The sequence below is a fragment of the Novosphingobium sp. genome (genome assembly GCF_036820275.1).
Lineage (GTDB): Bacteria > Pseudomonadota > Alphaproteobacteria > Sphingomonadales > Sphingomonadaceae > Novosphingobium.
In genome coordinates, this window is sequence record NZ_DAISLT010000013.1 from 56,647 (window position 1) to 70,300 (window position 13,654).

Here is a 13,654-nt window from a genome sequence, read left to right on the forward strand (position 1 = left end):
TCCTACTCCACGACGATCCGCACCCGCGCGAGGTTCTGGATCTGCGCGAAGGGCGTCTTGCGATCGCCTTCGCGCTCGGACGAGGCACGCAGGACCGCGAAATAAGTGCCCGGCCGCGTGTAAGCATGGGTTGCGGTCAGCGCGAGCCTGGCCTTGGTTCCGGCCGGAATCGCGGCGGGGGTTTCGAACTTGCCGTCGCCGTCGAAGTCCCAGGTGGCAGCGGTGATCGATCCGGCGCCGGGAGGAACCTCGATCGTGGCGGCCAGCCTGACCGGCGCCCCGGCCTTGACCCTTGCCAGTGCCCCGCCGTTCGCGGCGAGAGTCACCACCGGCTGAATGCCCTGGCGCGCGGCGGCTTCGGCGGGAACCACGACCTGGCCGTCCGCGATCCGGTAGGCGGTGGAAGCGGGCGGGGTCTTGCCTTGCTCGACCCAGGCCGCGAGATCGCGCAGCGCCTGTTGCAGCACGCCGATATAGGAAACGACGCGCGCGGGATCGTCCTGCACGCTCTGGTCGCCGTGCAGGGCGCGGTCGGTGTACCAGATGCGGAACCGGTCGTCCGCCGCCGCGCCGGCATGGGCCTTGACCCGCGAGCGATACCAGTCGCCCTGCCAGGGCAGCGCCTCGCGGTCCCAGAGGTTCTCGACCAGGATGACCTTGCCGTCGAACTTGCCGGTCGGCACCGCTCCGGCGGCGTTCTGCGTGAACAGCGGGCCGAGCAGCATGCGCCGCTGGGCGTAGAGCGGCTTGCCTTGGGCATCGGTGAACTGCTTCCAGACCGGGTATTCGGCGAGGTCCGGCACCTGGTGGCGGTGATAGTCCTGCACGGCCAGGATGTCGCTGTTGTCCAGCCGCACCGCATCACCCGCCTTGATCGTGGCGAGCAGGCGAGGATCGTTGATGCCCAGCATCGCAAGATCGCCGTGCACGTCCGCGAGCACGGCTTTCTTGCCCGAAGCCAGCACCAGATCGGACAGCATCAGCGCCTTCGAATTGGGGCTGTCGGCCAGTCGCACCGCGACGGGCATTTCGCCCGCCGAATGAAGCCCCATGGCCTGCCATGCGAGATCCGCCGTACCTTTGGCCGTGCCGGGCGTATGGCCGAGATCCAGGCCGAGGCTCTTTGCCTTGTCCGCGCTGATGACCTCCACGACGCGGGTATCGAGCTGGACGCGGTCCGCGCTGTAGAGCTGGGGACTGTCATGCCCTTCGTAGCCGGGCTTGGTCCAGAAATCGGTGAAATAGGCAGCGTCGGCCATGCGGATGCCGCCGAAGAGCAGGGCGAAGGCATGCGGCCCCATCGTGCGCCATGCGTACCAGGACTGCGGCTGGAAGCCCATGGCGGTCACTTCGCGCAATGCCGCCTTCTGTTCTTCGTTCAGGCCCGCATAAGCATCGCCGCTGCCGCCCGCATCCAGGGCATCGACCACGCCGTCCAGCCTGTCGCCCAGCACGCGCATGGCTTTCAGGCGGACGGTGAACATGCTGGGGATCGCCATCGGCGAGCCGAGCACATAGGGCACCGCGCCGTCCCACACGCCCCTGGTATTCTCCAGCGAGCCGAGCGTGCGATAGGCGCCGCCGCTGCCGCCATAGGCATAGCCGTAGATGTGCTTCCTTGCGGGATAGACCTGCGCTGCCACGAAACGCGAAAACCGGGCGGTGGCCGCATTCGCGCGGAAGGCGCCGATCGTCAGGTCTCCGCCGCCCATCGGGTCGGCCGCCTTGGGGCCGCCGCCGTTGGTCTCGATGAAATAGGCGCCGCTCGTCATGGCCGCACCGATGCGGTCTTCCTCGCCGGTCAGGCCCTGGGAGAGCGTCTCGCTGTCGGGGACCGGCGTGATGTACTGGAAGAAGCGTCCCTGCCATGCCTTGGCGAGCGGGAAATAGTAGGAGAAGCGCGTGTCCGTGCCCTCGAAACCGCCATGGACGTAGCGATAGGGCATGCCGTTGTCGGTGCGGGACTCGTCGCGGTCGATAAAGGGACGGGCGAAAAGCGCGTCCTCGTCCTGATAGCCCTGAGCGGAAAGGGTGGTCGCTGCGGCGTTTGCGGCAGGCTCACCGGCCATGGCGGGCGCCGGAGCCGAGAGAGCTGCCGCCAAGATCGCCAGATTTGCTGTCCATTTTCCTGCTCCCGTCACCGTTTCCGTTTCCCTCTGCGCCCCGCCTCGTTCGGGCGGTCGGGGATCTTGTGGCACGGTGCGGGGTGATATGCAGGTGTCAGCCTATCGCGCCGACGGTTTTTGTGTCGGGGGCCATCGACGGATCGACGGCCCCCGATGGGATCAGAAGCGGAAGTTGACGCCCGCGCCCAGCACGCGGGGATCGTTCACGAAGGCCGTGAGGTTGTTGAAGTCGATCGCGCCGATCACGTTCGATTCGTTGGTGATGTTGCGGCCGAACACGAAGACGTCCACCGCGTCGGAAGGCGAACGCCAGCCGATGCGGGCACCGCCTTCGAAGTTGGTGCCGACGTGGAATTCGGTCGCATCGTAAAGGAACAGGTTGAAGTCCTTCTGCGCGACCCAGTCGGTCTGGGCGTAGAGCTTGCTGCCGCTCGCCAGCTCGTAGGTGTACGAGGCGTTGAAGTTGAACAGCCAGCGCGGGGCTTGCGGGAACGGGTTGCCGTTGATCGAGGCGAGGCGAACGCCGTTGCCGGCCACCGGATCGCGCACCGTGCAGTTCGCGTTGGCGGAGCAGTAGGCGACCTGGAGGCCCGGATCGTCGATCTTGGTGTAGTTGTAGGACACGCCGCCGTTGAACTGGAGGCCGCGTACCGGGATGGCAGTGGCTTCGAATTCGACGCCGCGACCCTTGCCGGCCTTCGCGTTGATCAGCTGGTTGAAGTTGCCCAGGCCGCCGATGGCGGTGAACTGCGGGTCCTTCAGGTCGTAGATGTAGCCGGTCAGGTCGACGCGGAAGCGGTTGTCCGGGGTCGCCGCCTTGATGCCCGCTTCATAGGAGGTGATCGTTTCCGAATTCGCCGTCGTCAGGATGTTCGACGTTGCGACGCGGCCTTGGATCGAGGGACCGCGATAGCCGTGGGCGATGCGGCCGAACAGGCTGACCTGCGGGCTGACGCGGTAGAGCGCGCTGACGTCCCAGCTCGGCTGCTTGTCGCCCACATGGCGCGAATCCGCGAAGGGCGTGCCCTTGGTGCGGGCGGCGTCGAGGTCGCGCTGGTCGCGGGTCCAGCGGGCGCCGCCGGTCAGGCGCAGACGATCGGTGAGGTCGTAGTGAACCTGGCCGAAGACCGACCAGCTGTCGCTCTTCTGGCGCAGTTCGGAAATCACCGTGGGATCGATGCCGCCGGTGCCGTTCCAGGTGGCCGAGATCAGTTCGAACTTCTCGCGCCAGTAGAACGCACCGACCTGCCAGCCGAAGCGGGTGTCGCCGTTGCTGGCGAGGCGCACTTCGTAGGTCTGCTGGTCGAGGTCGCTGGAAAGCGTGCCGGTTTCCGAATTGAACGGAATGAAGCCGCTGCCCGCCGTGGTGCCGACGACGCCGCCGTCGATGTCGCCGCGGCCCGAGCTGCTGCCCTGATAGGCCGAGACGATCGCGGTCAGCGTCGCGCCGCCGAGGTCGTAGTCGACGTGCAGCGCTTCGGACGTGGTATCCTGCGCCTGCGGGTTGTTGCGGCCGCCGTCGTAATAGACGGTGTCGCGGTCGTAGCGGTCGTTGAGCTTGTTCGAGCCCTTGGTCAGCACGTTGGCGCGGTTGAGCGTGCCGGTGCCGCGATAGGAGCGGGCCTGGAGGGTCAGCAGGACCGAGAGGCGGTCGTCCGGCTTCCACAGCGCGTGGATGCGGCCGGCGATGTCGTCGAAGCCGCCAAGGTCCTTGCCGGGCTTGGTGAACGAGGCGTCATAGGCGTTGTTCACCCAGTCCTCGCGGTGGTTGACGAGGCCCGCGAAGCGGAACGAAAGCGTATCGGTGGCGGGAATGGTCACGCCCACTTCGCCGCGGATCGTGCCGAGTTCGCCGACCGTGAACTGCGCCTGGCCTTCGGCATGGTCGCCGGGGCGGCGGGTGTCCATCTTGACGACGCCGGCGGGGGTGTTGCGGCCGAACAGGGTGCCCTGCGGACCCTTCAGCACTTCCACGCTGTCGAGGTCGAAGATCGGGAAGCCCTTGAGGTAGACGTTCTCCAGCACCACGTCGTCGAGCACGACCGAGACCGGCTGCGAGGCGTTGAAGTCGAAATCGACGTTGCCGAGGCCGCGGATGTAGAGGCGCGGGGCATAGCGGCCGTTCGAGCTTTCGACATAGAGGCTGGGGGTGCGGCCCGCCAGCGAGAGAATGTCGGCGCCGCCTTCGGCGATGGCGGCGATCTTGTCTCCGCTGAGGACCGAGACGGCGATCGGCACGTCGCGGATGTTTTCGGGGCGGCGCTGGGCGGTGACGACGATGTCGGCGGCGGCGTCGCCGGCTTCCGGTGCAGCGTTCTGGGCCAAAGCAGGCGTGGCGCCGGCGAGAAGCGCCGGCACGCTGGCCAGCAGACAGGTCTTCATCTTCATTTTCACAACCCCTGTGCGAAACCGGTGCAAGAAATCCCGCTTCACCCGCTGGCGGTTGAAGTCGGCTGGGCACCGGCATCTGATCCGAATGGGGCGGCCCTTAGTCACCGATTGTGACATTTCCGATAAACGGCTTTTATCGATCCACAGGAAATCGTAATCCCGCCCAATGTTTACTGAGATGATGACATTTATGCGACAGGTGGGGGCCATCGGGATGGCCGGTCTGGCCTTTGCGATGCCGCTTTCGGCGGCAGCCGATCCGGTGGCTTTCGACGTGGTGCCGCTTGGTGTCGAGGGCGGAGTCGTCGAAGGATCGACCTCGGCCTGGTTCATCGCCCGTCAGGGTCAGGAACAGGGGCTTGCCTGCGATGCCGGCACCCTGGTTCCGGGCATTCGGGCGGCGATCGCCAAGGGCGGCTTTCCCGCCGGTACGCGCGCCAGCGACGTGTTGCATCGCCGGATCGGCGCCTACCTGATAACCCATCCGCATCTGGACCACGTCGCCGGTCTGGTGATGGTCTCGCCGGACGACAGCGCCAAGCCGATCCTGGCCCTTCCGGAGGTGAATGCCGCGCTGGCGGCGGACTACTTCAACTGGAGCGCCTGGCCCAACATGGGGGACCGGGGCAAGCCGCCGCTGTTGAGCCGCTATCGATACCAGGACCTGGAGGCGGGCGGCGTCGCGGCTCCGGTTGCGGAGACGGGGCTGACCGTCACGGCCTATCCGCTCTCGCACGGAGGGGCGCTCTCGACGGCCTTCCTGATCCGTTCCGGGGATGAGGCGATGCTCTGCATGGGCGATACCGGCCCGGATGCGGTGGAGCATTCCACCCGGCTGGAGACGCTCTGGCAGGCCGTCGCGCCGCTGGTCCGTGCCGGGCATCTGCGGGCGATCGTGATCGAGACGTCCTACCCCGACCCCCGCAAGGACAGCGAACTGTTCGGGCATCTCACGCCAAGCTGGCTGCACCGGGAACTGAACCGCCTTGCCGTGCTGGCGGGCGGGAAGGCGCGGCTGAAGGGGCTGCCGGTGGTCATCGGCCACATCAAGCCTTCGGTCGACGGGGCCGGACCGGTCGTGGCGACGATCGCCCGGCAGCTTGCCGAGGGGGATGGGCCGCCGGTGCGCTACGTCATCGCCGAGCAAGGCGTGGGCCTGCATTTCTGACGTTTGTCGGGGAGCGATTACGCTTCGCCGCGCGCCAGTATCAAGTCGTCGAATGCCCCTATTGTGCAAATTTGTACGGAGGCTAAGGGCGCCTCGCGGCCCCGCTTCGCCCCAAATGAGCGGTGCCGTCCTCGAGGAAAGGACCGTCTCGGCCCCCCGGGCGGTCCTTTTTCCTTGCCTCCTTTCCCGCCGTTAACGGCGCAGGCGCCGCGATAGCTTTCTCCACAGTCTGCTCACATCGCGGCGGGCCTTGTTCCAGGCCATCCAGGTTCCCGTTGCACAGACGAGCGTGACCGCCGCCAGCAACGGCAGCACGAGCAGGTCCCACCAGGGCCGCTTGCGCAGAACCGGTAAATCCAGGCTGTGCAACCCGTCCTGCAACCAGCGGAAACCGCGACCGTTGCGGTCGAAGGCGCGCAGCAGGCGTCCGCTCACGGGATCGATGTAGAGCCGTGTGGTTTCCGCATCCGCCAGCGTCGCCCGCCAGACTGGGAGCGGGGCGGGGGACCGGTGGCTGTAATAGTAGGCGTCCTCCTGCTCCATCAGGTCCAGCGCCGCGAGCGACGGCTGGCCCGAGAGCGCGGTGCGCAGGTCCTGCCCGGACAGCGGCGCGGGCCGTCCGGCGACATCGAAGCGCTGCGATCCGCCCTGGGCATCCGCGGCGAGCAGGAAAGTCCGGCCGCCGAGCGGCGCGGTCTCGATGCGCAGGGTATCGGCGGGGAGGCGGTTCAGGGCCGACAGGGCCTGCCGCACCTCGTTCCAGCGCATCGGTCCTGCAAGCCTTTCGCGTTCTGCAAAACCGGCTTCGGAATCGAGGAAACCCCAGGGGTTCATCGAGAACAGCCCGCTGGCCACCCAGGTCAGGGTCAGCAGGCCGAAGAACAGGCCGAAGACGTGGTGCCACCACCAGAGGCCGCGGTAGGGTGATCCCACTTTGCCGTCGCGCTTCCGGCGCAGACGGGCGAGGCCCGCCCAGATGCCGGTTGCCGTGAGGAAGCATCCCGCGAGCGAGGTCCAGACGACGACCTCGTTCCACAAGGCGCCGTCCTGTCGCAGGATCGTCGGGTAGAGCCAGTGCGGCACCGCGCCCAGCCAGTTCCAGAAGCGCTGGAAGCGCGTGGTCTTCTGCACGACTTCGCCGGACTTGCCCGAAATGTAGATCTCGGTTCCCGCCGCATCGTCGTAATCGACTCGGTAGAGCGGGGCGTTGCGCCGGTAGGTCTGGACGGTCCACTGGTCGATGCCGGTCTCGACCGGGACGGCAGGTGCGCCCGCGACGGCGTGGCCCTGGGCGAAGTCGGCCGCGATCCGGCGGATCTCGGCCGGGCCGGGCGGGGCGAGCGGCTGCCCGGTCGCAAGGTCGACGGCGTCGGGGATCGTGCGCATCTGCGGGATCGGGCGGTCGGGGGTCCTGGCTGGAGCCACGCGCAGGACCGGCCTGCCCGCCATCATTTCGATCCGGGCCGAGGAAATCGGCAGGTCGGGCGGCAAGGTTACCGCGTTCAAGGCTTCGACCGACGGCAGTTGCAGGGGCGCGAGCCCCTGCAACTGTGCGGCAGGCTCCAGCCTCGGATAGTCCACGTAGATCATCACGAAGCCCGAAAGGCACCAGATCGTCATCAGCAGGCCGACGAAGACGCCGAGCCAGCGATGGAAGACAAGGATCGGACGCGGCAGCAGGCCACGAGGGCGTCTCGCCCGAGGCTGGAGCGTGGTCATGGCGTCAGAAGCTCAACCCGTAGCTCATCCGCAGCGTGCGCGGCACGCCCCGGTTGAAGTAGAGGAACCGGCTGTTGCTGCCGTCCATCGCGCCTTGGTCGGTCACGGCGGAGGCATAACCACGTGTCGCATATTCCTTGTCGAACAGGTTCTCGACATTGACGCCGAAGCGGTTCCGCCGCGCCGCGCCGTCGAGGTAGAGATAGGCGCCGAAGTCGACGAGCGCATAGTTGCCGTAGTTGCTGCGGCCGAAGCCTGAAGCGGTCGACCAGACGTCGCCGATCCAGTTCAGGTTGAGGCTCGCGCCGAAGGGCCGGTCTTCCGGGGCATAGGAAAGGTTGGCCTTGGCATATTGCTTCGGGTTGCGGTTGAGCTGCGTCGATGTGCCCTTTTCGCGCACGCGGGCGTAAGTATAGCTGGCGGAGACGTTCCAGCCGCCGGGAAGCCCGGCGCCCAGTTCCAGTTCCGCGCCCTGCGAGCGGACCTTGCCGTCGAGGTTCGCATACGTGCCGTTCGGGAAGGCCGGATCGTCGTAGGTCGTATCGATCATGTCGCTGATGCGGCGGTTGAAGTAGGTCGCCTTCCAGCGCAGCTGCGCAGCACCCATCGGCACTACGCCGCCGCCCGAAAGGTTCAGGTTGAGGCTCTGCTCGGCTCTGAGATTGGGGTTGCCGATTTCGCAGCAGGGGTCGTTGCCGTAGAGCTGCGAGGCGTCGGGCAGGACGAACGAGGTGCCGCCGTTCGCTTCCACATAGAGGGCATCGGCGAAATCGTAGCGGCCCGAGACGTTCCAGATCGTTTTCTTCGCGCTGTCCGTGCGGTTGTAGCGCAAACCGGCGGCCAAGCGGCCCTTCGACGAGATTTCGTCAGTGGTGCGGACCTGGAAGATCCCGGCGTGGACCTGTTCGCTGGTAGGGGCGATCAGCAGCACGTCGTCCCGCCCGCTGAAGTTCTGGAAGTCGTAGCCCAGCAGGTATTCGAGGCCGGGGTGCAAATGCAGCTTCGCCACCGCGCTGCCGCCCCAGTCGCGGTAGCCCCAGAACGTGCCCGCCGGGTAGATCACCTGGGGATCATGGTCGGGCAGCGAATTGCGGATCTGGACATAGGCGGTCTTCCAGTCGTGGAAATAGCCCTTGAGGAAGAACTGCACGGTGTCGCTGCCGGTATAGTCGAGCCGCAGGCTGGCGATCTCCTCGTTGCGGTCGTTGCGGCTCTCGCGGATGCGGGTGGGCGAAAGGTTGTCGAGCTTCGCCTGGGTATGCTGGTACTGGGCGTTGAGCGCGAGGTCTGGGGCGATCTCGACCTGGTACTTGAGACCCGCCGACCAGAGGTCGTAGCCGAGATGGCGGTCGGTCAGGCTGGGCTGGTAGGCGCTGAAGGGCAGGTAGCCTTCGGAACGGTTGTGCGAGGCATAGGCCACGAACCGGTGCTTGCCGATCGCGCCGCGCAGATAGCCGTCCAGCGTGGTGCCGCCCCAGGTGTCCACCGAGGCATTGACCTGGCCGCCGAGATCGTCGGTGAAGCTGCGTGTCACCACGTTGATGACCCCTGCCGAAGCCTGGGTGCCGTAGAACAGGCTCTCGCCGCCGCGCAGCACTTCGATCCGCTCGATCATGCTGGCGGGCAGGGTGTCGTTGGGCGAAGTGCCGCCGTAGAGGCGGTTGTTGAGGCGGATGCCGTCCATCGTCCAGAGCACGTCCTGCGTGCGCGAGCCCTGAAGCGAGACGTCGACATAAGTGAACGGCCCGTTGCGGCCGCGCACGTAGAGACCGGGCACCTGCTCCAGCGCCTTGGTCACGTCCACCGCGCCGCTGTCCTTGATCTGCTTCTCGCTGACGGTGGCCACGTCGTTGCCGTAGCGGGAGAGTTCCTGCGGAAGGGTCTCCTCCAGGCTCCGGCCGGTGACCAGGATCGAGGCGGCCTCATCGGCCTCCTCGGCATGGGCCTGTGCCGTATGGGCCTGCGCGGTGCAGGCGAGCGCCAGCGCCGCGGCCAGCGCCGCACGCGAAACGGTTGCGTTTGTCATTTTCATTTCCCTGTCGGGCGCCGGGCGAGCTCTAGGCAGGGGACTGCCGCTCGCGAACGAACGACCGGCGCACCGAGCGACCGGGCGCCCGTGACTGGGACGACCGTTCGGCGCACCGTGCGGCCCCTGCCGCGGGTTCGTCGCTCAGACGGAGAAATCACCGTGCCCCGGCCATCCCCTGGACCAAAGCAAGAGCGACCGGACGCCGGCAGGTCTCCTGGCTCGCGGGTCATCGCTTGATGCACGGCCTTCCCAGGCCCCGCAGGATTTAGCGTCCGGCCCAGTGGCTGCGGCATGGGCATCTGGCCCGCCGCGTGATGTGCATCGCGCTCACCGCTTACAGTTGCAGGGACAGCCCCGGATTCGAGGGCAAGCCCTCTCACCGCGTTCCCTTTTAAGTTCCTTTCGGAACACCGGCGCGATCATTGCCTGCCGCATGCGGATGCGTGCGGCGGACGCGGTTCGTTAGCGCCGGGCGGAATGGGGTGCAAGTCGGCAGGATGGCAAGGGCGCTGTCCCGGCGATGTTTTCTTGCCGATCAGCGCACTTCGAGGCCGAGTTGGGAAAGCAGCTCGGCGGCCTGAAGACGGGAAATCACCGCGCCCCGGAACAGGCGGGCGTCGCGCAGTTCGATGCCGCCGAGGTCCGCGCCGCGCAGGTCGGCCTGTTCGAAACGGCAGCCTTCCAGCGTGGCATTGCGCAGCGAGCAATCCTCGAACCGGGCGCCGCGGAAGTCGGACTTGCGCAAGTCCGCCTCGGAGAAGTCTATCCGCACCAGCTTCGCCTTGCGCAGCGACAGGCCGGGCAGCTTGGCGAAGGCGAACAGGACTTCGGCGAATGTCGCCCCCATCACGCCTGCGTCGGTCAGGTCCGCGCCCGTCAGCTTGGTGCCTTCGAACCGCGCGGAAGTCAGCCGGGCGCGGCGCAGCAGGCCGTTGCTGAAGTCGCACCCGGTCATCACCGCATCGCTGAGATCGGCCTGGATAAAGCTCGCTTCCGGCCCCCGGCAGCGCAGGAACCGTGCGCCGGTGAGATTGGCGCCGTCGAACCGCGCGCGGCGCATGGTGCAGCGCTCGAATGTCGTATCGCCGAGATCGAGGCCGGAAAAATCGCCTTCGTCGAGCGTGCAGTCGGTGAGGGTGCGGGGGCCGTCGGAGGGTTCCAGCAGGGCTTCGCGGGTGACGGTCGCTTCGATCATGCGCGCCTTATGCCGCAGGCGGCGCAGACCGCAAGGCGGAGGTTCAGCGGCACTTGCCCTCCGGCACGCAGTCATGGGTCGGATCCGGTTCCCCATCGAGTTCCGAAGCCTCGCGCACGACGGTCAGGCGGTCGCCCTCGTCGCGCATCTCGTAGAGTTTCCCGCGCGCGTTGCGGAAGGGGCGGTGGACGATCATCATCAGGCGGCCGTCGAAAGCGCGGAACAGCATACCGTGGCCGCTGTCGCGCTCGACGAGGGTGCCGAGCTGTTCCCAGGGTCCTTCGATCCGGCCGGAGGCCGAGCGGGCGAGGCCCTCCACATACCCTTTCGCGTCGTAGCTGGACCACAGCATCAGCAGCTTGCCGGTACGGGTGCGGTAGAGCTGCGGGCCGTCGGTGACATAGGCGATGTCGCCTTCCGGCTGCTTCTGCCCTGCCACCCAGGGGGCGTCGCTGGCACGGAACAGGCTACGTGCCGGGCCTGCCGGGGCAAGCGCGTCGGTCAGCGGCATGGCTTCCATCGTGCCGTCGGTCGTTTGCAGCCATTCGTGGGCGTAGACCAGCCAGGGCTTGCCGTCCGGCTCGACATGGAGCGTGCCGTCCAGGGTCATCGCGGCGGGCGGGACGATCGGCGCACCCTCATCCAGCAGCCGGTAGGGACCGTCCAGCCGGTCCGACACGGCAAGGACGGTGCCGCGGCGATATTGGGGACGGCGGCTTTCTCCGGCGGCTTGTCCGGGAAGGGGCAGGGCCTCGTTGTGGAGCGTGGTGAAGAGATACCACTTGCCCTTCCAGCGATGAACCTCGGGCGCCCAGGCCCCGGCATCGGCCCAGATGCCGGGAGGAATGGCGAAGACCAGGCGCGGCTTCGTCCAGTGCCGGAGATCGCGGCTGGTGTAGACCATCGTTCCGGGCCGGGCATCGCCGGTCATGGCCTTGTCGTTGCCGGTGAAGAGATAGTAGGTCCGGCTTTTCCCGTCGGCAACGATCCAGGGGTCATGGAGCGGCATGGCCGGCATCGCCAGCGGTGCGTCTTCTTGCCGCTTTTCCGGTGCCGCCGCGCCGGATGTCGTGGCGGAGATGGCCAGACTCAGGGCGAGAGCCGCATGAAGCCGATGCTTTCGAAATGGGTTGGGCAACGCGCCTTCCTTCCTCCCTGTCGGTGGCTTTTGCGGCCGCCATGAGAGCAAGCCTAGCCCGGAGGCCAGGAAAGTGAAACGCAATTCCTTTAAATGGGATTCTGGCGCCGATCCTGAGCCGCGCATGAACTGCGTAATAGTCACCTGCCTGTCATAGCGGCGCTTTACGCGCGCCTGTGTGAACCTCAGCGAATCTTCGCGTGTCCGGCGCCGGTCCGGAAATCTCGGCCTTTCCGGTCTGGCGGTGTTTTCGCTCCCCGTGCTGCTGTTCCAGGCCGTCGAACTGGCGTGGCGGTCCTACCTGCCGGCTTTCCTGACCCAGACGGTGGGGATGACGCTGGCGCTCGTGGGGGCGCTCATGCTTGGCGTGCGGGTGCTCGATGCGCTGGCCGACATGGTGCTCGGCTGGGTCAGCGACACGGTTCCCACCCGCTTCGGCCGCCGCGCGCCGTGGATGGTCGTGGGTGCCGTGCTGGTTCCGGCAGGCGCGCTCTTGCTGTTTCTGTCGCCGCCGGGGGTGGGGATGGGCCGGGTGATCGGCGCCAGCCTGCTGCTGCACATGGGCTATTCCTTCATCGTCACGCCGCACGGCGGCTGGGGCCTCGAACTCTCGGACGACGAGAGCGAGCGTACCCGGATCATGGGCGCGAAAGTCTGGTTCGGCGTTGCCGGCTCGATCGGCATGCTCGCGCTGATCGGGCTGCTGGAGGGGCGGTTCGGCTTCGATATCCGCGCGCTGGCGACGACGCTGGGAGTACTTATCGCCGTGGCGGCGCCGGTGACGGTATGGGCCGTGGTGGCGATGTTCCGCGAGCCTTCCCAGCCCGGCATGACGGGGGCGGGCGGCTCCCCCGTCGCGCTGGTGCGGGACATGCTGCGCGATCCGGACTTGCGGCGGATACTGGTCCTCTATCTGCTGTGCGGGACTGCCGATGCCTCGACGGCGGGCACTTTCCTGTTCCTGACCGGGCCGGTTCTCGGACTGAAGGGGCAGGCGGCCCTGTTCATGCTGATCCAGCCGGTCATGACCCTGTTCCTGCTGCCGGTCTGGGCGAAAGTGGCGGACCGGATCGGGCGGCGCAAGGTCCTTGCCATGGGTTTCGGCTGGCAGGCGCTGGTCATGCCGCTGGCCTTGACGGTTCCTGCGGGCAATGCCGGGCTTTTCGGCCTGTTCCTGGCCCTGCGCGGGCTGACTTTCGGCATCGACTACATGCTGCTGCGGGCCATGGTGGCCGATGTCGCCGAACGTGGAGCCAACGCCAAAACCGGGACGGCGCAGGGATCTAGGCCTTCCGGCAGCTATTATGCGCTGAGCAGCGTGACGCTCAAGCTTGCGCTGGGGCTGGGCGGGGGACTCGGCCTGTGGTTGATCGGCGCGGCTGGCTTCCATGCAGGCGAGCAGCCCGATGCCGCCGCCGGTCTTGCCGTGCGGCTGGCCTATGTCGTGCCTTCGGTCGTCTCCGGGCTCTGCGGGCTGTTGCTGGTGGCCGGTGCCCGATCCCCCTTGCGGAGGGCTGCGGCAGCGGCTAGCTGAACCGTTCTTGCGGGCCGCCCTCCGGGCGGTTTGCGGGAAGATCGCGCCGGTGCCTCGATCGAGGCTTAATAGGGAACGCGGTGAGGGAGGTTTCTCCTGAATCCGGGGCTGTCCCTGCAACTGTAAGCGGCGAGCAAGATGCCATGGCCCGCTTCGGCAGGCCGACCACTGGACCCCGCGCCAAGGCGCGCGAACACCGGGAAGGTCGCGCATCGCGCTTTGACCCGTGAGCCAGGAGACCTGCCGGCGTATCGGTCGCTCTTGCCATGGTCCAGGGATCGACCAAGGCTCGGTACTCCGCGTGAGCGACGAAGCCGTGCGGCTGGGGCTGCACCGGCGTTCAGGACGGGCGCT

8 protein-coding genes and 2 riboswitches are annotated in these 13,654 nt (G+C 67.2%); of the genes, 2 read left to right on the top strand and 6 right to left on the bottom strand.

Annotated elements, in window-relative coordinates; genetic code table 11:
- Positions 1-2 precede the first annotated feature (2 nt).
- A complete protein-coding gene (locus tag V7066_RS12375; RefSeq protein WP_334183344.1) occupies positions 3-2,141 on the bottom strand; it encodes a PKD domain-containing protein in 2,139 nt (712 codons plus the stop codon).
- A gap of 144 nt (positions 2,142-2,285) precedes the next feature.
- Entirely contained in the window at positions 2,286-4,514 is a 2,229-nt protein-coding gene (locus tag V7066_RS12380; RefSeq protein ID WP_334183345.1) for a TonB-dependent receptor, read from the bottom strand.
- A gap of 193 nt (positions 4,515-4,707) precedes the next feature.
- On the opposite strand from V7066_RS12380, the gene V7066_RS12385 reads away from it, so the two are divergent.
- Complete coding sequence (locus V7066_RS12385; RefSeq protein WP_334183346.1) at positions 4,708-5,685, top strand: 3',5'-cyclic-nucleotide phosphodiesterase; 978 nt, start codon at positions 4,708-4,710, stop codon at positions 5,683-5,685.
- A 192-nt stretch (positions 5,686-5,877) separates the two neighbouring features.
- On the opposite strand, the gene V7066_RS12390 is transcribed toward V7066_RS12385, so the two are convergent.
- The 4 genes from V7066_RS12390 to V7066_RS12405 form a co-directional block, all read right to left on the bottom strand.
- A complete protein-coding gene (locus V7066_RS12390; protein ID WP_334183347.1) occupies positions 5,878-7,404 on the bottom strand; it encodes a PepSY domain-containing protein in 1,527 nt (508 codons plus the stop codon).
- Positions 7,405-7,408: 4 nt separating this feature from the next.
- Positions 7,409-9,430, bottom strand: a complete 2,022-nt coding sequence (locus tag V7066_RS12395; protein ID WP_334183348.1) for a TonB-dependent receptor plug domain-containing protein — start codon at positions 9,428-9,430, stop codon at positions 7,409-7,411.
- Between the two features lie 190 nt (positions 9,431-9,620).
- Positions 9,621-9,861, bottom strand: a riboswitch (cobalamin riboswitch).
- A 107-nt stretch (positions 9,862-9,968) separates the two neighbouring features.
- Entirely contained in the window at positions 9,969-10,628 is a 660-nt protein-coding gene (locus V7066_RS12400; protein WP_334183349.1) for a pentapeptide repeat-containing protein, read from the bottom strand.
- Positions 10,629-10,671: 43 nt separating this feature from the next.
- Complete coding sequence (locus V7066_RS12405; protein WP_334183350.1) at positions 10,672-11,766, bottom strand: glycoside hydrolase family 43 protein; 1,095 nt, start codon at positions 11,764-11,766, stop codon at positions 10,672-10,674.
- Between the two features lie 178 nt (positions 11,767-11,944).
- On the opposite strand from V7066_RS12405, the gene V7066_RS12410 reads away from it, so the two are divergent.
- The gene (locus V7066_RS12410) at positions 11,945-13,300 is read left to right on the top strand and encodes an MFS transporter (RefSeq protein WP_334183351.1); all 1,356 of its coding nucleotides are present in this window, start codon (positions 11,945-11,947) and stop codon (positions 13,298-13,300) included.
- Between the two features lie 30 nt (positions 13,301-13,330).
- Positions 13,331-13,561: riboswitch (cobalamin riboswitch) on the top strand.
- Positions 13,562-13,654 lie beyond the last annotated feature (93 nt).